The 21,543-nt window shown below is 72.4% G+C and carries 15 protein-coding genes; 6 read left to right on the forward strand and 9 right to left on the reverse strand.

Going from position 1 to position 21,543, the window contains the following annotated elements:
* Positions 1–102 precede the first annotated feature (102 nt).
* On the reverse strand, positions 103–480 hold the full coding sequence (locus tag ACWCQK_RS04195) for a hypothetical protein (RefSeq protein ID WP_385773965.1): 378 nt from the start codon (positions 478–480) through the stop codon (positions 103–105).
* A gap of 84 nt (positions 481–564) precedes the next feature.
* A complete protein-coding gene (locus ACWCQK_RS04200; protein WP_451151643.1) occupies positions 565–3,840 on the reverse strand; it encodes a GH92 family glycosyl hydrolase in 3,276 nt (1,091 codons plus the stop codon).
* A gap of 670 nt (positions 3,841–4,510) precedes the next feature.
* Here ACWCQK_RS04200 and ACWCQK_RS04205 point away from each other — a divergent pair.
* A complete protein-coding gene (locus tag ACWCQK_RS04205; protein WP_451151645.1) occupies positions 4,511–5,203 on the forward strand; it encodes an SMI1/KNR4 family protein in 693 nt (230 codons plus the stop codon).
* A 96-nt stretch (positions 5,204–5,299) separates the two neighbouring features.
* On the opposite strand, the gene ACWCQK_RS04210 is transcribed toward ACWCQK_RS04205, so the two are convergent.
* Positions 5,300–6,922: a HAMP domain-containing sensor histidine kinase gene (locus ACWCQK_RS04210; protein ID WP_451151647.1), complete on the reverse strand. Its 1,623-nt coding sequence runs from the start codon at positions 6,920–6,922 to the stop codon at positions 5,300–5,302.
* 334 nt (positions 6,923–7,256) lie between these two features.
* The gene (gene acnA, locus ACWCQK_RS04215) at positions 7,257–9,974 is read right to left on the reverse strand and encodes an aconitate hydratase AcnA (protein ID WP_451151649.1); all 2,718 of its coding nucleotides are present in this window, start codon (positions 9,972–9,974) and stop codon (positions 7,257–7,259) included.
* A gap of 535 nt (positions 9,975–10,509) precedes the next feature.
* On the opposite strand from acnA, the gene ACWCQK_RS04220 reads away from it, so the two are divergent.
* Both ACWCQK_RS04220 and ACWCQK_RS04225 read left to right on the forward strand, forming a co-directional pair.
* Entirely contained in the window at positions 10,510–10,707 is a 198-nt protein-coding gene (locus ACWCQK_RS04220) for a DUF4236 domain-containing protein (protein ID WP_451151651.1), read from the forward strand.
* Between the two features lie 64 nt (positions 10,708–10,771).
* On the forward strand, positions 10,772–12,301 hold the full coding sequence (locus ACWCQK_RS04225) for a helix-turn-helix domain-containing protein (RefSeq protein WP_451151653.1): 1,530 nt from the start codon (positions 10,772–10,774) through the stop codon (positions 12,299–12,301).
* A 322-nt stretch (positions 12,302–12,623) separates the two neighbouring features.
* On the opposite strand, the gene ACWCQK_RS04230 is transcribed toward ACWCQK_RS04225, so the two are convergent.
* Entirely contained in the window at positions 12,624–13,049 is a 426-nt protein-coding gene (locus ACWCQK_RS04230) for a DUF6299 family protein (protein WP_451151655.1), read from the reverse strand.
* A 242-nt stretch (positions 13,050–13,291) separates the two neighbouring features.
* On the opposite strand from ACWCQK_RS04230, the gene ACWCQK_RS04235 reads away from it, so the two are divergent.
* Positions 13,292–13,486: a DUF5999 family protein gene (locus ACWCQK_RS04235; protein ID WP_451151657.1), complete on the forward strand. Its 195-nt coding sequence runs from the start codon at positions 13,292–13,294 to the stop codon at positions 13,484–13,486.
* A gap of 152 nt (positions 13,487–13,638) precedes the next feature.
* On the opposite strand, the gene ACWCQK_RS04240 is transcribed toward ACWCQK_RS04235, so the two are convergent.
* A complete protein-coding gene (locus ACWCQK_RS04240) occupies positions 13,639–14,040 on the reverse strand; it encodes a RidA family protein (RefSeq protein ID WP_451151659.1) in 402 nt (133 codons plus the stop codon).
* Positions 14,037–15,371 (reverse strand): acyl-CoA dehydrogenase family protein, encoded by a 1,335-nt coding sequence (locus tag ACWCQK_RS04245; RefSeq protein WP_451151661.1) that lies wholly within the window; start codon positions 15,369–15,371, stop codon positions 14,037–14,039. The genes ACWCQK_RS04240 and ACWCQK_RS04245 overlap by 4 nt, the downstream gene beginning before the upstream one ends.
* Positions 15,372–15,521: 150 nt before the next feature.
* On the opposite strand from ACWCQK_RS04245, the gene ACWCQK_RS04250 reads away from it, so the two are divergent.
* Together ACWCQK_RS04250 and ACWCQK_RS04255 are read left to right on the forward strand one after the other, a co-directional pair.
* On the forward strand, positions 15,522–17,123 hold the full coding sequence (locus tag ACWCQK_RS04250; protein WP_451151663.1) for an AMP-binding protein: 1,602 nt from the start codon (positions 15,522–15,524) through the stop codon (positions 17,121–17,123).
* Between the two features lie 43 nt (positions 17,124–17,166).
* Positions 17,167–17,979 (forward strand): PaaX family transcriptional regulator, encoded by an 813-nt coding sequence (locus ACWCQK_RS04255; protein WP_451151665.1) that lies wholly within the window; start codon positions 17,167–17,169, stop codon positions 17,977–17,979.
* 148 nt (positions 17,980–18,127) lie between these two features.
* On the opposite strand, the gene ACWCQK_RS04260 is transcribed toward ACWCQK_RS04255, so the two are convergent.
* On the reverse strand, positions 18,128–20,449 hold the full coding sequence (locus ACWCQK_RS04260) for a bifunctional salicylyl-CoA 5-hydroxylase/oxidoreductase (protein ID WP_451151667.1): 2,322 nt from the start codon (positions 20,447–20,449) through the stop codon (positions 18,128–18,130).
* 11 nt (positions 20,450–20,460) lie between these two features.
* Positions 20,461–21,288, reverse strand: coding sequence for an enoyl-CoA hydratase family protein (locus tag ACWCQK_RS04265; protein WP_451151669.1), 828 nt, complete (start codon positions 21,286–21,288; stop codon positions 20,461–20,463).
* Positions 21,289–21,543 lie beyond the last annotated feature (255 nt).

Consider the following 21,543-nt stretch of genomic DNA (forward strand, 5'->3'; position numbering starts at 1 on the left):
CGCGGCCCTGTGGGCGGGCTCGGAGGCGGGTCCGTGGGCGGACCCTCGTGCGGACGTAGGAGCAGACCCTCGGCCGGACGCGGAAGCGGGTCCGCGGGCGGCTCACGGTACGGCGGGCAGCCGGGGCAGCAGTCTGCGCAGGGCGTCCGCGTGCTGATGGACCCGTCGGACCACCGCTCTGCGGGTGGCCGCGAACACGGGGACGTCCTGGGGCGGGCCGCACTCGGCCGCCGTGTACAGGTCGTCGAGCCAGGCGCCCCGCCCCCGGGTGCCGTCCGGCGCCACCGGTATCAGTCTGGTCAGCACCTCGGACTCCGCGCCGCCCAGGAACCAGACGCGCACCATCAGGTCCGCGCGCCGGTACCGCAGCCCGCCGTCGATGTCCTCCGGAGGCCAGAAGCCCTCGCCGTCCACCAGGAACGCGAAAGCCGTACGCGCTTCGGCCCGGAACTCCTCGGGCAACAGCGGCCGTTTCCCCATTCGGGGATGCTCGCACGCGGCGATGTGCCCCCGCCACCGAAACGGGCGAGGGCACATCTTTTCGGGCAGATCTTCCGTCTGTCGTCAGCCCACCGCGAGGGTGAAGACGTGGAGATCGGTGTTGTCCGGGAGCCTCACCGACGCGACGGTCCGGCCGGCCGGGGCCGTGAAGGTCCTGGTGGCGAAGACGTAGGTCGCCACCGGATCCCGGTCCGCGCCCGCCACATTGCGGTACGCGGTCCTGGCCACCACCTCGTTGCCGTACTGGACGGTGCCCGCGCCGCCGCCGACGGTCCAGTCGGTGAAGGCCAGGTCGACGGTGTCGGTGCCGCCGTCGGTGTACGTGACGGTCGCCCTGGTCTGCTGGTTGCCGTTGACGGCACTGCCGATGAACGACAACCGGCCCGCGGGCCGGGCCAGTTCGATGGTCTGTCCGGCCGCCGACACGTTGTCCGGGCGGGCGTCCGGCGAGTCGGGCCAGGTGAAGGTGAGTCCGTCCACGGCGCCCTGGCCGCCCGGGGTGAGACCGGCGGCGGCGAGGGCCTGGCGCGAGTAACTCCAGCCGCCGCCGTCGTAGTCCGCCTCGTCGTGGTCGCCGGTGTCGTCCGAGACACCGGTGTTGTTGTACGCGGCAAGCAGGGTGCCGGGGGCGGCGACCGTCAGGGCCACCGGCTGCCGGTAGGAGGTGTCACCCGAGGTCACGGTGACCCGTACGTCGTAGAAGCCCTGCTGCGCGGCGCCGTCGGCGGTCAGGGTGATGTCCTGGGAGCCGTCGGTCACCGTGCCCTCGGCGGGCGTCGCCGTGACCCCCGCGGGCGTCTCGACGCGGTAGCGCACATCGGGCCCGGTGCCGCCGTTCAGGGCCAGCGCCCGGATGTTCAGCTCGGTGCTCCCGCCCGGCGCGAGCGTCGCCGTGGTCGGGCCGACCCCGATCTGGTACGGCTGTTCACCCTCGCGGAAGGACGGCGGGGCGTCGGCGGGGTCGCTGCCCCAGGCGCGGTCGGGGGTGGCCGAGAGGGTGTAGTCCAGACGGCCGCCGTCCCGCACGAGCGAGGCGGGCAGCCACGGGCGGTCGGTACCGCGGCCGTCGACCTTCAGGGACCGGATGTACGGCGCGTCGGCCGCCGCGCCCTTCGCCCGGATGGAGATGTCGTTTCCGTGCGGCCGGTGGATCTCGATCCGCTCGAACAGGGGCGAGCCGAGGACGAGTTCGGCCCGGGACGGAACCTGGGGGTACATGCCGAGGGCGGAGAAGACGTACCAGGACGACATCTCGCCGAGGTCGTCGTTGCCGGGGATGCCGCCGGGCTGGGTCGACCACAGGGCGCTCATCGCCGCGCGGACGGTCTCCTGGGCCTTGTAGGGCGCGCCGGCGTAGTCGTACAGGTAGGGCACGTTGATCGACGGCTCGTTGTCCAGCTCGGACTTGTCGCCGCCGCTGCCGGTGAAGGCCCAGCCGCCGTCGGCGTCGTGGAAGAAGGTGTCCAGCCGGGCCAGCGCCTTGTCCCGGCCGCCCATCGCGGCGAACAGACCGGCCGGGTTGTGCTGGACCATCCAGGTGTACTGGGCCGCCGTCCCCTCGACGAAACCGTTGCCGGTGCCCGGGGTGAAGCCGGTGACCCAGCTGCCGTCGGCCTTGCGGTTGGCGATGTAGCCGCCGGTGGGGTCGGCGGCGAGGTTGAAGTTGTTCTGCCACCACTGGGAGCGCCGGGAGAAGGCGGCCGCCGTGTCCTTCCGCCCCGCGGCCGTGGCGAGTTGGGAGAGCGCGAAGTCGGCGCCGGACATCTCCAGCGTCTCGGCGGCGCCGCCCCAGGCGTTGGAGACGGACGGCATGTACTCCAGCTTCAGGTACTTGTCGAGGGACGGACGCTGGCCGACCGACAGCACCGGCTTGCCGGCCGCCGACAGGTCCCCGGCGGTCGGCACCGTGGCCGCCTTCACCAGGGAGGCCAGCGCGCCGCGCAGATCGAAGTCCGTGCCGCCGAAGGCGCGGATGCCGGCCAGCGCGGTGGGCGACGGATCGCCGTTCATGACGTGGGTGCCGCTCGCGCCGTGCAGCCAGCGGTCCCAGACCCCGCCGTTCTGGCGGGCGAGTTCGTACAGCGACTGCGCGATGTCGGAGCCGGCCCGCGGATCCAGCAGGGTGAGCAGCTGGACCTGGGACCGGTAGACGTCCCAGCCGGAGAACGTGCCGTACTGGGCCCGGTGGCCGCCGCCCACCCGGTGCACCTCGCCGTCGCCGCCCCGGTAGCGGCGGTCGGCGTCGCTGATCACGTTCGGGTGCAGGAGCGCGTGATAGAGCGCAGTGTAGAAGGTGGTGCGTTCGGCGTCCGTACCGCCGCCCACCCGGATCGCGGCGAGGCGGTCGCGCCAGGCCCGGCCGGCCTCCTCGCGCACCGCTTCGAAGGAACGGCCGGGCGGGTTCTCGGCCCTGAGGTTGGCCTCGGCGCCCGCCCGGCTGACGTAGGAGATGCCGACCTTGACGTTCACCGGGCCGGTGCCGGGCGCGAACTCGACGTAGCCGCCGGCGCCCTTGCCGGCGACGGGCCGGCCGCCGCCCTGGAATCCGCCGGTGCCGCCGCTCGCGGAGGTGGCCCCCGGGGTCAGCCGGTCGTCCTGCCAGGTGCCGTTGGCCTTGAAGGGGCGGTCGAAGTGGGCGGTGAAGTACAGGGTGTAGTAGGCGCGTTGACCCTCGGGGTCGAGATAGCCGCAGAAGTTGCCGGAGGTGACCGAACCGGAGACCGTACGGGCGGCCGGGTCGATGGTCACGGAGGAATCCGCCGACCCCACCTCGGAGTTGGCGGTACGCACCAGCAGGGAGGCGGGCTTGTCGGCCGGGAAGGTGAAGCGGGCCGAGCCGGTGCGGGCGGTCGCGGCGAGGTCGGCGGTGACGCCGGAGGCGAGGCCCACCTTGTAGTGCCCGGGCTCGGCGGTCTCGTCGGCGTGGCTGAAGCCGGACGCGTACACGGCGTCCTTGGTGTCGCTCGCCGGGGACGAGGTGACCGAGCCCGCGTACGGGAAGAGCGGGATGTCGCCGCTGCCGCCCGCGCAGCCGGTGCCGGACATGTGGGTGAGGCTGAAGCCGCGGATGCGGGTGGCGTCGTACTGGTAGCCGCCGGGCGCGGCGGTGCGCGTGGCGTCGCCTCTGGTGTTCTCGGGGCTGAACGAGAACATGCCGAACGGCGCGACGGCACCGGGGAAGACGTTGCCGCCGTTCTTCGTGCCGATGAGCGGATCGACGTACGGGGTCGGGTCCTTGACCAGGACGGGTGGCGGCGCGGCGGTCGCCGCGAGGGCGGGAGTACTGCCGCCGACCGCGAGCGCGGCAGCGAGCAGCAGAGACACGGGACGGAAACGCATGACGCGGCCCCTCCTCCTCCGGACGGGTCGCGCACCACGGGTCGCACAAGCCGCAGGGACAGTAGCGTGCGCCAGCCGTACCACGGAAGAGCGCGTACGGCCGGCCGGGCACACCTCCGGCTCACCTGGCCGGAGCAGTCCAAGTCACTTGACATCGTTGTCCGTTGAGGCGGTAGAGTCATGTGCAGACCATTTGACAACGTTGTCGCACCGCAGCGTCGCCCAAGCCACGTTCCACCCGGTCACGCCCACACTCCCCCCCCTTGGGACCGACCGGCTCGCGGACCCGGTGGGCAGCTCACCACCCACCGGGTCCGCCCAGAGCGGCGTCCGGCCGACCTGACGGGGAAGGCGCGTCGCGCTGCCACCGCCCGGCCCGGAGACGACGTATCCGAACGCCGCGCTCCGCCCGGGCCCCGGCGAGCCGTTCCGGACGGCGCCGCCCACCATCACGCCCTGCCCCTGGACGGTCGCGCCCACCCCGCCCCCTCTCGCTCGGCGGTCCTGAGGAACGTACGCACGGAGGGTGAGGTGGGGGCGTTCCCGGGCGGGTTCCGGTCCACCGTTATGGGAGCGCTCCCACCTCACTGGTGCGGAAGGTAGCGCCGGTTGACGCGGTTGTAAACGGCTGACGCGTCGGGTTGTCAGTGGGCCGCCGTAGGGTGCGGGCATGGAGACGGTGTTCGACATGGGGGAAGGGCTGGCCGGAGCGCTCCGCGACCGCGACCTGGCCTGGGATTTCGTACGGGACTTCGCCGCGTTCTGGGGGCGCCCCCTGGAGCCCGGCGACGGCTGCGGCCCGGACGAGTTGGCGGCGGCCGAACGGCGGTTGGGGGTGCCGTTGCCGGCCGCGCTGCGGGAGGCGTATCTGCTCTTCGGGCGCCGTTCCGACCTGACGAGCAATCACGACACGCTCCTCGCGCCCGACCGGTTGTATGTGTCCGACGGCGCGCTGGTGTACCGGGTGGAGAACCAGGGATGCGCCTTCTGGGGGGTGCTCCTGGCGGACCTGGAGCGCGCGGACCCCGGCACGGTGATCCGCGCCGACCTCGCCGACAAGTCGCAGGAGCGCTGGGAGCCCTGGGAACCGAGTCTGTCCTCGGCCGGCGTCTCGATGGTCATGTCCGAGCTGCTGCAACTGGACGACGGGCTCACCGACCACGCCTCCCTCGACGACCCGGACCTCGACCTCGCCGAAATGTTCCAGGAACTCCCGCGTGTGGGACCGGAGTTGCGCTGGTTCAGCGGGCCCGACGTGCTGCTGCGCGAGGTCGACGGCTGCTTCCTCGACGTCCGGGGCCGCACGGAGGAGGCGCTGGACGCGGTGCGGGAGACGCTGGGGACGGACTGGTTGAACTACTGAGAGACGGGCGGCGAGTGGGCCGCGAGTGGCGCGGGAGCACGGGCGGCGCGCGGCGGGAGTGGCGCGGGAGGGCGAGAGTGGCGCGGCGGGAGCGCATCAGTGGTGCAGGACGCGGCGGTCGCCGCCGGGTGGCGCCCCGTCACACGCCTCTTCCCGCGCCCCTTCTCGCGCGCCTTCCAGTGCCCCTTTTTGCGAGCTTCCTTGCACGCCTTCTTGCGCCACGGTCGGTAGTTCCACGACGAACTCCGTACGGCCCGGATCGCTGCGCACGTCGACGCGGCCCCCGTGGGCCGCCATGATCGCCGCGATGATGGCGAGGCCGAGTCCGGCGCCGGCCGCCGAGCCGGCGGCCCGGGTGCGGGAGGGGTCGCCTCGGGTGAAGCGTTCGAAGACCGAGGGGAGCAGATCGGCCGGGATGCCGGGGCCGTCGTCGCGGACGCGGACGGCGCAGTGGGCGTCGCGGCTCTCCACGGAGACGACGACCCTCGTCCCGGCGGGTGTGTGCGCCCGCGCGTTGGCGAGCAGGTCGGCCACGACCCGGTGGAGGCGGGCCTCGTCGCCGAGGACCACGGGCGGGGCGTCGAAGCACAGTTCCAGCTGCCAGTCGTGGCCGTCGCCCGCGGCACGCGCGTTCCACACCGCCTCCACGACCAGCGACGCGAGGTCCACCTCGGCCGACTGAACCGGCCAGCCCTCGTCGAGCCGCGCGAGCAGCAGCAGGTCCTCGACCAGGCCCGTCATCCGGGCCGCCTCGGCGGAGACCCGGCGCCAGGCCAGCAACGGTTCGACCCGGTCGGTGCCGCGGTTCATGAGCTCGGCGTAGCCCGCGATGGAGGCGAGCGGGGTGCGCAGTTCGTGGCCGGCGTCGGCGAGGAAGCGGCGCATGCGTTCCTCGCTGCGGCGTACCCGTTCCTCGGCGCGCCGGCGCTCGGCGAGCGAGGACTCCACGTGGTCGATCATCCGGTTGAGGGCCGCCCCGACCTGGCCGGCCTCGCTGCCGGGGTCGGTGTCCCGCTCGGGTACCCGGGTGAGTGCGGTGACCTCGCCCCGGCACAGGGGGGCGCGGGAGACCTCGACGGCGGTGGCGGCGACCCGGCCGAGGGGGCGCAGCTGCCGTCGGACGACCGCCGCGCAGGCACAGCCCGCGACGGTGAGTCCGGCCGCGACGACGGCTCCCTCCACCCTCACCAGGCGGCCCAGCACGTCCAGGACGTCGTCCATGGGCAGCCCGGCGAGGACGCGGACACCGCCCGCCTCCAGTGCGGTCACCCGGTAGGTGCCGAGGCCGGGGACAGCGCGGGTGTGCGGCGAGCCGTCGGTCGCGAGGTGCGTCAGCGCGCCCCGCTGGGCGCCGGTGAGGTCGTGCGGCGGGGTGCCCTCGCCGACGAGCGCGGCGGCGAGGACCGTGCCGTCCTCGCCGAGCCGGGCGGCGAGCATCCCGGCCGGGTGTCCGCTCTCCTCCAGGAACGTCAGGTCCCGGTCGAGGTCCGGACGGAGCGAGGCCGCGCCCAGGCCACGCTCGGCGGCGTCGGCGACCCGGTCGTCGAGGCTGCCCAGCACAGCGGCGCGCTGCGCGAGGACGGTGGTCAGGGCCATCGCCGCGCACACCGCGACCAGGGTGGCGCCGACGAGGACGAGCAGCCGGGTGCGCAGCGAGCGCCCGGGCGGCCCGCCGACCGGTCCCCCGCGCCGGGCGCCCCGGAGAGTCGCGCGGCTCATCTCGCGGCCTCCACCGCGTCGGCGCCGGACGGCAGTGCGGTGGGGTCGGGCTCGTCGTCGACGATCAGCACACGGACGCGGCCGCCGTGGGGCCCAGAGGTGCCAGTCATGTGCCGATCCTGTCGCGGTCCGCTGGGGGAACCCTGTGTTCACCCTGAGGGCCGGCGATGGACCCGAACGAGCGGACGGGCAGCCGTACAGCCGGATGTACGGACAGCCGGGCAGCGCGACAGACAGACGGACCGACGGACGGACAGACGGACAGACGGACAGACGCGGCGAAGGGCCGCACCCCCGCTGCCGGGGGTGCGGCCCTTCGCCGTGTGGCCGAGGCCTAGCTGCGGATCAGGTTGCGCAGCACGTACTGCATGATGCCGCCGTTGCGGTAGTAGTCCGCCTCACCGGGGGTGTCGATGCGGACGACCGCGTCGAACTCGACACCGGTGTCGGTGGTGACCTTGACCGTACGCGGCGTGGTGCCGTTGTTCAGCTCCTCGACGCCGGTGAAGGAGAAGGTCTCCTCGCCGGTGAGGCCGAGGGTCTCGGCGCTCTGGCCCTCCGGGAACTGGAGCGGGAGCACGCCCATGCCGATGAGGTTCGAGCGGTGGATGCGCTCGTAGGACTCGGCGATGACGGCCTTGACGCCGAGCAGCGCGGTGCCCTTGGCGGCCCAGTCGCGGGACGAGCCGGAGCCGTACTCCTTGCCGGCCAGGATGGCCAGCGGGGTGCCCTGCTCGATGTAGTTGCGGGAGGCGTCGTAGATGAACGACACCGGCGCGTCGGCCTGGGTGAAGTCGCGGGTGTAGCCGCCCTCGGTGCCCGGCGCGATCTGGTTGCGCAGGCGGATGTTGGCGAACGTGCCGCGGATCATGACCTCGTGGTTGCCTCGGCGGGAGCCGTAGGAGTTGAAGTCACGACGCTCCACACCGTGATCGGTGAGGTACTTGCCGGCCGGGGTGTCGGCCTTGATCGCACCGGCCGGGGAGATGTGGTCGGTGGTGACCGAGTCGCCCAGCTTGGCCAGCACGCGGGCGCCCGTGATGTCGGAGACCGGGGTGGTCTCCATCGTCATGCCCTCGAAGTAGGGGGGCTTGCGGACGTAGGTGGACTCCGCGTCCCACTCGAAGGTGTTGCCGGTCGGGATCGGCAGCGCCTGCCACTGGGCGTCGCCCGCGAAGACGTCCTGGTAGGACTTGTTGAACATGTCCTCGCCAATGGCGTTCGCCACGACGTCGTTGACCTCGGCCTCGGACGGCCAGATGTCCGTCAGGTAGACCGGGTTGCCGTCCTGGTCGGTGCCCAGGGCGTCCTTGGTGATGTCCACCTTCATGGAGCCGGCGAGGGCGTAGGCCACGACCAGCGGCGGGGACGCCAGGTAGTTCATCTTGACGTCGGGGTTGATCCGGCCCTCGAAGTTCCGGTTGCCGGAGAGGACCGAGGTGACCGCGAGGTCGTGCTCGTTGACGGCCTTGGAGACCTCGTCCGGCAGCGGGCCGGAGTTGCCGATGCAGGTGGTGCAGCCGTAGCCGACGAGGTTGAAGCCGACCTTGTCGAGGTAGGGGGTCAGGCCCGCCTTGTCGAAGTAGTCGGTGACGACCTTGGAGCCCGGGGCGAGGGTGGTCTTGACCCACGGCTTGCGGGTCAGGCCCTTCTCCACGGCCTTCTTCGCGACGAGCGCGGCGGCGACCATGACGTACGGGTTCGAGGTGTTGGTGCAGGAGGTGATGGCCGCGACCGTCACCGCGCCGTGGTCGATCTCGTAGGTCGAACCGTCGGGGGCGGTGACGAGGGTCGGCCGCGAGGGGGCGCCGTTGGGGTGCTGCGCGGGCGAGTCGGAGGCCGGGAAGGACTCCTTGCCCGCCTCGTCCGTGTCGTCCACGTAGTTGCGGACGTCCTGGGAGAACTGCTGGGCGGCACCCGCCAGGACGATGCGGTCCTGCGGACGCTTCGGGCCGGCGATCGAGGGGACGACCGTCGACAGGTCCAGCTCGAGCTTCTCGGAGAAGTCCGGCTCGCCCTTCGGGTCCAGCCAGAGGCCCTGCTCCTTGGCGTACGCCTCGACGAGCGCGACCTGCTGCGCGGAGCGGCCGGTGAGCTTGAGGTAGCTCAGGGTCTCGTCGTCGATCGGGAAGATCGCGGCGGTGGAGCCGAACTCCGGCGACATGTTGCCGATGGTGGCGCGGTTGGCGAGGCTCGTGGCGGCGACGCCCTCGCCGTAGAACTCGACGAACTTGCCGACGACACCGTGCTTGCGGAGCATCTCGGTGATGGTCAGCACGAGGTCGGTGGCGGTGGTGCCGGGCGTCAGCTCACCGGTGAGCTTGAAGCCGACGACGCGCGGGATGAGCATGGAGACCGGCTGGCCGAGCATCGCCGCCTCGGCCTCGATGCCGCCGACGCCCCAGCCGAGGACGCCCAGGCCGTTGACCATCGTGGTGTGCGAGTCGGTGCCGACGAGGGTGTCGGGGTACGCCTGGCCGTTACGGACCATGACCGTACGGGCCAGGTGCTCGATGTTCACCTGGTGGACGATGCCGGTGCCCGGGGGGACGACCTTGAAGTCGTCGAAGGCGGTCTGGCCCCAGCGCAGGAACTGGTAGCGCTCCTTGTTGCGGCCGTACTCCAGCTCCACGTTCTGCGCGAAGGCGTCATGCGTACCGAACTTGTCGGCGATGACGGAGTGGTCGATGACCAGTTCGGCCGGGGAGAGCGGGTTGACCTTCGCGGGGTCGCCGCCGAGCTCCTTGACGGCCTCACGCATGGTGGCGAGGTCGACGACACAGGGCACGCCGGTGAAGTCCTGCATGATCACGCGGGCCGGCGTGAACTGGATCTCCTGCGACGGCTGGGCCTGGGAGTCCCAGGTGCCGAGCGCGCGGATGTGGTCGGCGGTGATGTTCGCGCCGTCCTCGGTGCGGAGCAGGTTCTCCAGCAGCACCTTCAGGCTGTACGGAAGGCGAGCCGAGCCTTCCACCTTGTCCAGCCGGAAGATCTCGTACGACTCGTCGCCCACCTGCAGCGTGCTGCGGGCGTCGAAGCTGTTCGCCGACACGACAGTCTCCTTCATTGATGTGCGCGTACCACCGCATCCTGCCGTCACGCGGACTTGGCCGATCCGCTGAGGGCAGGCTAAGTTAGGTAACCCTTACCGGGGTGACGGCTGCGGTGCGCCTCGGCAGATATCTCGATGTCGAGATAACTCTAGTACATGAGGGCTGACTGGTCATGCCCGGCCGGGCTCCGTCGCGCGCCGGGACCCAGTGGCATGCCCCACACCGCCACGCCACGGCACCTCTCGGCCCCGCTGCCACCGCATGCCCCCCCGACGCCGACGCGGCGCGCCTCCTCGGCCGCGCCCACTCCTCGGAGTCGGCGCGGCACCCCTCGGCCTCACTGCCGCCGCACCCTCCCCCCGATGCCGGCGCGGCACCCCTCCGCGACCCCGCTGCCGCGCCGCCCCCACAACCGCGACACGACACGACGCGGGACCGCCGCGACCAAGGGGCGCGGAAGTTCGGTCATCAGTACGCCAAGTCGGGGTAGGCGCAAGGAGAAGGACGATTCCCCAGCCCCGAACGGAGACCCCGATGCCGCTCACCTTCCGCAAGAGCTTCCGGATCCTGCCCGGAGTGCGCCTGAACATCAACCGCCACTCCTGGTCCATCACGACCGGCGGAAAGAACGGCCCGCACCACACCCACAGCAGTACCGGACGTCGTACGACATCGATGGATTTGCCCGGACCTTTCGGATGGCGTCGGACCCGTACCTCCAAGCGGCGTTGACGGTCCCTCACTCGAACGGACCCCCCAGAAGGCGGCATCTCATATCTGAGATAGCCTCAACCCCATGGCAGACGACTACCTCGTACGTATCGGCAAGCTCATCCGTGACGCCCGGCAGCACCGGGGCTGGACACAGGCACAGCTCGCCGAGGCGCTCGGTACCAGCCAGAGCGCCGTCAATCGCATCGAGCGCGGCAACCAAAACATCAGCCTTGAGATGATCGCCCGAATCGGTGAAGCACTGGACAGCGAAATCGTCTCTCTGGGCTACGCGGGTCCGATGCATCTGCGGGTGGTCGGCGGCCGTCGGCTGTCCGGCGCCATCGACGTCAAGACGAGCAAGAACGCCTGCGTGGCGCTGCTGTGCGCCACGCTGCTCAACAAGGGACGCACGGTGCTGCGCCGGGTGGCCCGCATCGAGGAGGTCTACCGCCTGCTGGAGGTGCTCGGCTCGATCGGCGTGCGCACCCGCTGGATCAACGACGGCGTCGACCTGGAGATCGTGCCGCCGGCCCAGCTGGAGATGGAGGCGATCGACGCCGAGGCGGCCGTACGGACGCGCTCGATCATCATGTTCCTCGGGCCGCTGCTGCACGTCATGGACCACTTCAAGCTGCCCTACGCCGGCGGCTGCGACCTCGGTACGCGGACCATCGAGCCGCACATGATCGCGCTGCGCCGGTTCGGCCTGGACGTCGCGGCGACCGAGGGGCAGTACCACGCCGTGGTCGACCGCGCCGTCCGCCCGGCCCGGCCCATCGTGCTGACCGAGCGCGGCGACACGGTGACCGAGAACGCGCTGCTCGCGGCCGCCCGGCACGACGGTGTCACGGTCATCCGCAACGCCTCCTCCAACTACATGGTCCAGGACCTGTGCTTCTTCCTGGAGGCGCTCGGCGTCAAGGTCGAGGGCATCGGCACCACCACGCTCACCGTGCACGGCGTTCCCGACATCGATGTCGACGTCGACTACTCCCCCTCCGAGGACCCGGTCGAGGCGATGAGCCTGGTGGCCGCCGCCGTCGTCACCGAGTCGGAGCTGACCGTGCGCCGGGTGCCGATCGAGTTCCTCGAGATCGAGCTCGCGGTCCTGGAGGAGATGGGCCTGGACCACGACCGCACGGCCGAGTACGTCGCCGACAACGGCCGTACGCGGCTGGTGGACCTCACCGTCCGGCCCTCCAAGCTGGAGGCGCCGATCGACAAGATCCACCCGATGCCGTTCCCGGGCCTGAACATCGACAACGTCCCCTTCTTCGCGGCCATCGCGGCCTCGGCGCAGGGCAAGACCCTCATCCACGACTGGGTCTACGACAACCGCGCGATCTACCTGACGGACCTCAACCGCCTCGGCGGCCGCCTCCAACTGCTGGACCCGCACCGGGTCCTGGTCGAGGGCCCGACCCGCTGGCGCGCCGCCGAGATGATGTGCCCGCCGGCCCTGCGCCCCGCCGTGGTCGTCCTGCTGGCCATGATGGCCGCCGAGGGCACGTCCGTACTGCGCAACGTGTACGTCATCAACCGCGGCTACGAGGACCTGGCCGAACGACTGAACTCGATCGGCGCGCAGATCGAGATCTTCCGGGACATCTGACCCATAAGCCCGCCGAAGTCCCTCGGGGCCCTCGATCGTCGGCGTGATTCCAGGGCAGCCGGCCGACGGCAAGGTCCCCGGCGGCTGAACGGCCAAGGCCGTCGCGTCTCTTCGGAGGTACGGCGGCCTTCGCGCTGCCCGGGAGCCCCGAGCCGACCGCGGGCAGAGCCACGCGGGCCCGCCGCGACAGCGGACGGCCGTAGTCGGTCATGAGCCGCCTCCGCTCCCGCGCTCCGGTGCCGCGGCGGCTCATGGAAGGGCCGCTGCGGCCGTCGTGACATCCGCGAGAGACATCCGTCGGCCTCGGCACCCGGGGCGGACCTCAGCGCTCCGTCAGTGTGATCTCCTGCTGCGCGGAGGCGTGGAAGACGGGCATCGGCAGGCCGCCCTGAGGGCTCAGTTCCATGACCGTGGCCTCGACCCGGGCCGCGCCGGGCTTCAGGTCGCCCGGCGTGGTCCGGCCGGTGTTCTCCCAGCGGTGCTCGACACCATCACAGATCGCGTTGGTGCCCCCGATGCCGTGGCGGAGGTTCGGGGAGTCCTGACCCACGGAGGAACTGACGAAGACCGGGCCCGCGCTGGAGGCGCAGCGGTAGGTTCCGGAGAGGGTCACGGTGCCGTCGGCGGTGACCCGTCCCGTCGGGTCGACGGTCACGGACTCGAAGGGGTCGGCGGTGGCGGGCACGGCGGGCGCGGCCAGCAGGAACAGTGCGGCGGCGGCAGCGGCGAGGGCGGGGCGGAACGGCATCGGAGGACCTCCTGTTGTACGGGGGCCTCCACTGGTACCGGGCAACCGTCCCCGCGGCGATGATCGTCACTCCTTCGGTGGCGAGTCCGCGCCGAGCGTCGACGAACCGTCCTGGACCTGTCCGGGTGTTGTCACGCTTCCCGGCGGCCCGTTCCGGTGGCCGCGCGATCGGAGCATGGTCTCTTCATACGGGTCATACAGGACCGGCCGTACGGGTGGTCCCCCCGATATGGAGGTGCACCATGTGTGCTCACCGACCCTCGTGCCCTTCGGCCGACGCCCGCACCGCACACGTCGTCGCCGCCCGCCCCGAACAGGGCTGGAGCCTGCTGTGCGACGGCACGATCTCCTTCGACGACACCGGTGAACTGCGGCCCGACGGCCGGGTGGTCGCGCCGCACCGGCCGCCGGTCGAGCAACTCGCCATCGCGGCCTGAGCACGAGTCGGTAGGACACCGGGCCGGTACGACTCACCTACCCGGCCGGCACCGGACCGGTACGGCTCGCACACCCGGGCGACTTCGGGTCGGCACGGCTCACCTACCCGGCCCGGGCGGTACCCGCCCGGTACGGCTCACGTACCCCGCGGTCACGCGCCCAGTACGGCGAAGCCGTCGAGTTCCACCAGCGCCTGTTCGTCCCACAGGCGCACGATCCCGACCACCGCCATCGCCGGGTAGTCCCGCCCCGCCAACCGCTTCCAGATGCGGCCGAGTTCGGGGGCCCGCGCGCGGTAGTCGGCGACATCCGTGGCGTAGACCGTGACCCGGGCCAGGTCGGCCGGCGTGCCGCCGGTCTCCGTCAGCGCGGTCAGCAGGTTGGTGAGCGCCCGCTCGAACTGCTCCGGCAACGTGGTACCGACGACCTTTCCGTCCGCGTCGAGCGCGGTCTGGCCGGCCAGGAACACCAGGCGGGACCCGGTGGCGACGACCGCGTGAGAGAAGCCGGTCGGCGGGGACAACCCCGGCGGGTTGACGCGTTCGACGGTCACGACACCTCCAGGCCGGCGTACAACTCCTTGGCGATGATGCCCCGTTGGACCTCGCTCGCACCCTCGTAGACGCGTGGTGCGCGCACCTCGCGGTAGAGGTGCTCCAGCAGATGGCCGCGCTCCAGCGCCCGGGCGCCGTGCAGTTGGACGGCCGTGTCGACGACGTACTGCGCGGTCTCGGTGGCGAGCAGCTTCGCCATCGCGGCGCGCCGGGGGATGTCCGGGGCGCCCTCGTCGTACGCCGTCGCCGCCGCGTACACCATCAGCCGGGCCGCCTCGGTCCGCAGGGCCATCTCTGCGACCTGGTGGGCCACGGTCTGGAGATCCCGCAGCCGGCCCCCGAAGGCCTCCCGCCGGTCCGTGTGCTCCAGGGTCGCGTCCAGCGCCGCCTGGGCCATGCCGACGGCGAAGGCGCCGACGCTGGGCCGGAACAGGTTGAGGGTGCCCATCGCGACCCGGAAGCCGCGGTCGGTCTCCCCGAGCACGTCGTCGGCGGTGACGGGTACGGCGTCGAAGTCGAGGGCGCCGATGGCGTGCGGGGAGAGCATCTCCAGGCCGGTGCCGGTGAGGCCGGGGCGGTCGGCGGGCACGAGGAACGCGGTCACGCCCCGGGCGCCCGCCCCCGGCGTGGTGCGCGCGAAGACGGTGTAGAAGTCGGCGTCGGGGGCGTTGGAGATCCAGCACTTCTCCCCGCTGAGCCGCCAGCCGGACGGCCCGTCGGACTCGGCGGCGAGGCCGGAGCCGGACCGTGTGACGCCGGGGGCCCCGCCGCCCGTGCGCGCCCCGCCGGCGGCGGGCTCGGCGTCACCCGCGCGCGCAGAACGGGACGCAGCCGCGCCCGCATCACCGGAAGGCGCGTCACCGCGGCGCGGCGCGGAGGCTCCGCCGATGGCTTCGGACGGTTCGTCGCCCGCGCGTGGCCCGTCCGCTACGGCCCGCAGGGCCAGAGCTCCCGCGTCCGACCCCGCCCCCGGCTCGCTCAGGGCGAACGCGGCGATCGCGCTGCCGTCGGCGACCCGGGGCAGCCAGCGCCGCCGCTGGGCCGGGGTGCCGTGGGCGTGGACCGGGTGGGCGCCCAGGCCCTGGAGGGCGAGGGCCGTCTCGGCCTCGGTGCACGCGTACGCCAGGGACTCCCGCAGCAGACAGAGGTCGAGCGCGCCGGCCGTGAAGAGGCGGGACAACAGGCCCAGCCGGCCCAGCTCCGCGACGAGCGGGCGGTTGACGCGGCCCGGCTCGCCCTTGTCGGCGATCGGGCGCAGCCGTTCGGCGGCCAGCGCGCGCAGCTCGGCACATCGGGCGATATGTTCCGGTTCGAGCGAGAATGCGGGCATTGCCGGTCCTCTCTCCCATGACCTGTACGGCCACTGACCTGTGCGGCCACTCCCGACGGTATCGCGCACCGTTGACTGCCGTCACCAACACGATACGCTCGATGCGCGAGCCCACCACGACGCCCACGACGGCAAGGGGGCGAACCGCCCATGGCCGGCCCGACCCGCTCCGCCCATGTCGACACCTTCGCGCGCGACCATCTCCCGCCGCCGGACGAGTGGCCGCAGCTGCGTTTCGACCTGCCGGAGCTGCGCTATCCCGAACGGCTGAACTGCGCCGCCGAGCTCCTGGACCAGGCCGACCCCGGCCGCCCGGTGTTCCACTCCCCCACCGCGGGGACCTGGACCTACGGCGACCTGCGCGCCCATGTGGACCGCATCGCCCATGTCCTCACCGGTGACCTCGGGGTCGTCCCGGGCAACCGGGTCCTGCTGCGCGGCCCGACGACGCCGTGGCTGGCCGCCTGCTGGCTGGCGGTGCTGAAGGCGGGCGCGGTCGCCGTCACCGTGCTGGCCCAGCAGCGTCCGCACGAGCTGCGCACGATGTGCCGGATCGCCCAGGTCGGGCACGCGCTGTGCGACATCCGGGCCGTCGACGACCTCACCAAGGCGGAGGTCACCGGACTGCGGATCACCACCTACGGCGGCGACTCCCCCGACGATCTCCTGAACCGTCCGGCGCCCGGCACCCCGTACCCCGCCGTCGACACCGCCGCCGACGACGTGGCGCTGATCGCCTTCACCTCCGGCACCACCGGCCGGCCGAAGGGGTGCATGCACTTCCACCGGGACGTCCTGGCCATCGCGGACACCTTCTCCAAGCAGGTTCTGAAGCCGCGGCCGGACGACGTCTTCGTCGGCAGCCCCCCGCTCGGCTTCACCTTCGGACTCGGCGGCCTGGTGGTCTTCCCGATGCGGGCCGGTGCCAGCACCCTGCTGCTGGAACAGGCCACTCCGCGGCAGCTGTTGCCCGCGATCGCCGAGCACCGCGTCTCCGTGCTGTTCACCGCGCCGACCGCGTACCGCGCGATGCTCGCCGAGCTGGAGCGGCACGACGTGTCGTCCCTGCGCCGCTGCGTCTCCGCGGGCGAGAACCTGCCCGCGGCCACCTGGCGGGCCTGGCACGAGCGGACCGGGCTGCGGGTCATCAACGGCATCGGCGCCACCGAGCTGCTGCACATCTTCATCTCCGCGGCCGACGAGCACATCCGGCCCGGTACGACCGGCGTGCCCGTCCCCGGGTGGCACGCCCGGGTGCAGGACGCCAACGGCGATCCCGTACCCGACGGGGAACCCGGACTGCTCGCGGTGCGCGGGCCGGTCGGCTGCCGCTACCTCGCCGATCCCCGGCAGCGGGAGTACGTGCGCGGCGGCTGGAACGTCACCGGCGACACCTATGTCCGGGACCCGGACGGCTACTTCCGCTACGTCGCCCGCGCCGACGACATGATCATCTCGGCCGGGTACAACATCGCGGGCCCCGAGGTCGAGGACGCGCTGCTGCGCCACCCGGACGTGGTCGAGACGGCGGTGGTCGGCCGGCCCGACGAACTGCGCGGGCAGATCGTGGCGGCCTACGTCGTGCTGCGGGAGGGATCGCGCGCGGACGCGGAGGCGTTGCGCGCGTTCGTCAAGGAGGAGCTGGCGCCGTACAAGTGCCCGCGCGAGATCGTCTTCCTGGACGCGCTGCCGCGCACGGCGACCGGCAAGCTCCAGCGGTTCAAGCTGCGTACCGAGGGTGACCAGCGGTGATGCGCCGGCCGGTGGTGCCCCTCGGTGAGAGTGACGACCTAAGATGATCAACGTGTCCGAGCAGCACGCACCCAGGTCCCTCATCGTCACGCTCTACGGCGCGTACGGCCGCTTCATGCCCGGCCCGGTGCCCGTCGCCGAGCTGATCAGACTGCTGGCCGCGGTCGGCGTGGACGCGCCGTCCGTACGCTCGTCGGTGTCGCGGCTGAAACGGCGCGGACTGCTGCTGCCGGCCCGCACGGCCCAGGGCGCGGCCGGATACGAACTGTCACCGGAAGCGCGCCAGTTGCTGGACGACGGCGATCGCCGGATCTACGCCACGGCCCCGCCGGCGGACGAGGGCTGGGCACTGGCGGTGTTCTCCGTGCCGGAGTCGGAACGGCAGAAGCGGCACGTCCTGCGCTCCCGGCTGGCCGGCCTGGGCTTCGGCACCGCCGCGCCCGGCGTGTGGATCGCCCCGGCCCGGCTGTACGAGGAGGCCCGGCACACGCTCCAGCGGCTGCGGCTCGATCCGTACGTGGACTTCTTCCGCGGCGAACACCTGGGCTTCGCGCCGACCGTCGAGGCCGTCTCCCGTTGGTGGGACCTGGCGGCGATCGCCAAGGAGCACGAGGAGTTCCTCGACCGGCACGCGCGGGTGCTGCACGACTGGCAGCGCCGGGCGGACACCCCGCCCGAGGAGGCCTACCACGACTACCTCCTCGCCCTGGACTCCTGGCGCCGCCTGCCCTACACCGACCCCGGACTGCCCATCCGGCTGCTTCCCTCCGACTGGCCGGGAGAACGCTCGGCGGCGGCCTTCCGTGAGCTGCACGCACGACTGCGGGACGCCGGGGCGGCCTTCGCGGGCGTGTGACACCGAACGTGCCCGTGTCGGGCGCCCCCGCCGACGCGGCGCCCCCGCGGTCGAGGCGTCCGGCGAGGCGGACACCCTCGGCCGGACGCGAACGGCCTGGGCCGCGTCACCCCGCGCACGCCTCGGCCGCCGACCGGGAGCCGGCCGCTCACCCGCCCAGATCGAGCCTCGGCCGGGGCGCGTCCGTGCGGCCCGTCCGCGGTGGTCTGCTGCCCGCGCGGTACGGCGTCGGCCAGGACACACCCGGACCGTCGTAGCCCTGTTCGGCCGCCGCGTGGAGGGTCCACTGGGGGTCGTACAGGTGGGGGCGGCCCAGGGCGCACAGGTCGGCGCGGCCGGCCAGGATCAGGGAGTTGACGTCGTCCCAGGAGGAGATCGCGCCGACCGCGATCACCGGGACGCCCGCCTCGTGCCGGACACGGTCCGCGAACGGGGTCTGGTACGAGCGGCCGAACTCCGGCTGCTCGTCGGCCACCACCTGCCCCGTCGACACGTCGATCGCGTCGGCGCCGTGCGCGGCGAAGGCGCGGGCGATCTCGACGGCGTCGTCGGCCGTCGTCCCGCCGTCCGCCCAGTCGGTAGCGGAGATGCGGACCGTCATGGGGCGTTCCTGCGGCCACACCCCGCGGACGGCGTCGAAGACTTCCAGCGGGAAGCGGAGCCGTCGGGCGAGGGAGCCGCCGTAGGCGTCGGTGCGCTGGTTCGTCAGGGGGGAGAGGAAGCCCGACAGCAGGTATCCGTGGGCGCAGTGCAGTTCGAGCAGGTCGAATCCGGCGCGGGCCGCGCGCCAGGCGGCGGCCGCGAACTGCTCGCGCAGATCGGTGAGCTGGGCGCGGCTGAGTGCGCGGGGGGTCTGGCTGTCCGGCCGGTACGGGAGGGCGGAGGGCGCCACCAGCGGCCAGTTGTCGGCGGGCAGCGGCTCGTCCATGCCCTCCCACATCCGCCTGGTCGAGCCCTTGCGGCCGGAGTGGCCGAGTTGGACGCCGATCGCGGTGGCCGGTGCCTGGGTGTGCACGAACTCGGTGATCCGCCGCCACGCCTCGCCCTGCCGGCCGGTGTAGAGGCCGGCGCACCCGGGGGTGATGCGTCCCTCCTCGCTCACGCACACCATCTCGGTCATCACCAGACCGGCGCCGCCGAGCGCCCGGGCGCCCAGGTGGACGAGGTGGAAGTCGCCGGGGACTCCGTCGACCGCCGAGTACATGTCCATCGGTGACACGACGACCCGGTTGGGCAGGGTCAGGCCGCGCAGGCGCAGCGGGGTGAACATCGGGGGCGTGCCGGACGGGCAGCCGAACTCGCGCTCCACGGCCCCGGTGAAGTGGGCGTCCCGCAGCCGCAGGTTGTCGTGGGTGACACGGCGGCTGCGGGTGAGCAGGTTGAAGGCGAACTGGCGGGGCCCCTGGCCGAGGTACAGGTCGATGTCCTCGAACCACTCCAGGCTGGCGCGGGCCGCGCGCTGGGTGGAGGCGACGACGGGTTTGCGCTCCTCCTCGTAGGCCGCGAGTGCCCGCGCGGTGGAGTCCTGTTCCGCCAGACAGGCCGCCAGGGCGAGAGCGTCCTCGACGGCCAGTTTGGTGCCGGAGCCGATGGAGAAGTGGGCGGTGTGGGCGGCGTCGCCGAGGAGGACGACGTTGCCGTGCGACCAGCGCTCGTTGACCACCGTACGGAAGGTGGTCCACGCGGAGTTGTTGGAGCGCAGCGGCCGGCCGCCGAGCGCGTCGGAGAAGATCTTGGCGCAGCGGTCGATCGACTCGCCCTGGCCGAGTTCGTCGAAGCCCGCGGCCCGCCAGACCTCCTCGCGCATCTCGACGATCACCGTCGAGGCGCCGCTTCGGTCCTGTGGCCCGCCGGCCCCCGTCGAGGGGCGGAGGTCGCGGGACGCGTGGGCGTAGGGGTAGCCGTGCAGCTGCATGACGCCGTGCTCGGCCTCGGCGACCTCGAAGCGGAAGGCGTCGAAGGCGAAGTCGGCGGCGAGCCAGACATAGCGGCAGCGGTGGCTGGTCAGCCGGGGCCGGAAGACGTCGGCGTAGGCCTCGCGGGTCGTGCTGTGCACTCCGTCGGCGGCGACAACGAGGTCGTACGTCTCCGCCAGCCAGGCCGGGTAGGGCGCCTCGGTGCGAAAGCGCAGTTCCACGCCGAGCGACCGGCAGCGTTCGTGCAGGATCTCCAGCAGCCGGCGGCGGCCCAGCGCGGCGAAGCCGTGGCCGCCGGAGCGGTGCCGTACGCCCCGGTGCACGATGTCGATGTCGTCCCAGCGCACGAACTCGGCCTTGAGCGCCTCATAGACCACCGGGTCCGCGTGTTCGATGCCGCCGAGCGTCTCGTCGGACAGGACCACCCCGAAGCCGAAGGTGTCGTCGGGGGTGTTGCGCTCCCAGACGGTCACCTCGCGGGCGGGGTCGAGGCGTTTGAGGAGCGCGGCCGTGTACAGGCCCCCGGGACCGCCTCCGACGACTGCGACCTTCATGGCCACCTCCGTCACCTCCCCCGCCACTTCGGTGCCCGCTTCTCGGTGAAGGCGGCGTGGAACTCGGCGTAGTCCTCGCCGTTCATGAGCAGGGCCTGGGTCGAGGCGTCGAGTTCCACGGCCGCCGCCATCGGCATGTCCAGCTCCGCCGTCAGCAGCGCCTTCGTCTGGGCGTGGGCGAGGGCCGGTCCGTCGGCCAGCCGGCGGGCCAGGGCGAGCGCGGCCTCGTCGGTGCGGCCCTCGTCGGTCAGCTCGCTGATCAGGCCGATCCGCTCGGCCTCGGGGGCGCGCACCGGCTCGCCGAGCATCAGCAGCCGGGTCGCGTGCCCGAGTCCGACGATCCTCGGCAGCAGATAGGCGGCGCCCATGTCGCCGCCGGACAGGCCGACGCGGGTGAAGAGGAAGGCGAAGCGGGCGGAGGGGTCGGCGATCCGGAAGTCCGCGGCCAGCGCGAGGACCGCGCCCGCTCCGGCCGCCACTCCGTGCACCGCCGCGATCACCGGGAACGGGCACTCCCGTACGGCCCGTACGACCTGTCCGGTCATCCGGTTGAAGTCGAGGAGCTGGGCGGTGTCCATGGCCAGGGTGGCGCCGATGATCTCGTCGACGTCACCGCCGGAGCAGAAGCCGCGCCCCTCGCCGGCCAGCACCAGAGCCCGCACCGACCGCTCGCGGGACAGCTCGGCGAGCAGGTCCCGGAGGTCGGCGTAGGCGCCGAAGGTGAGCGCGTTCAGCTTGTCGGGGCGGTCCAGGGTGACGACGGCGACGCCGTCGCTGTGCTCGACGCGCAGGTGCCGCCACTCGGTGGTGCGGGCGGCGGAGCCGGTGAAGGGACTCATGAGGGCGGCCTCCTCGGGCGGTGGCGCGGACACTGCCTGACCGGTCTCTACCCTACGAAGCTATCACCGATATGTGACTGTCGTCATGACTGCGCGATAGTCCGGCGCGATGTCACGCTGTGACCGGATCACTTCATAAAGTCACCGGACGTCACGAGATATCAATAGCGCGGTAACAGTGGGAGCACATGGGGGAGACGGACCGTTCGGGTGGGTAGGCCCGCTGATGCCGGGGGCTTCGGTTCCCGGACGACG

It is taken from the genome of Streptomyces sp. NPDC002306 (genome assembly GCF_053593435.1).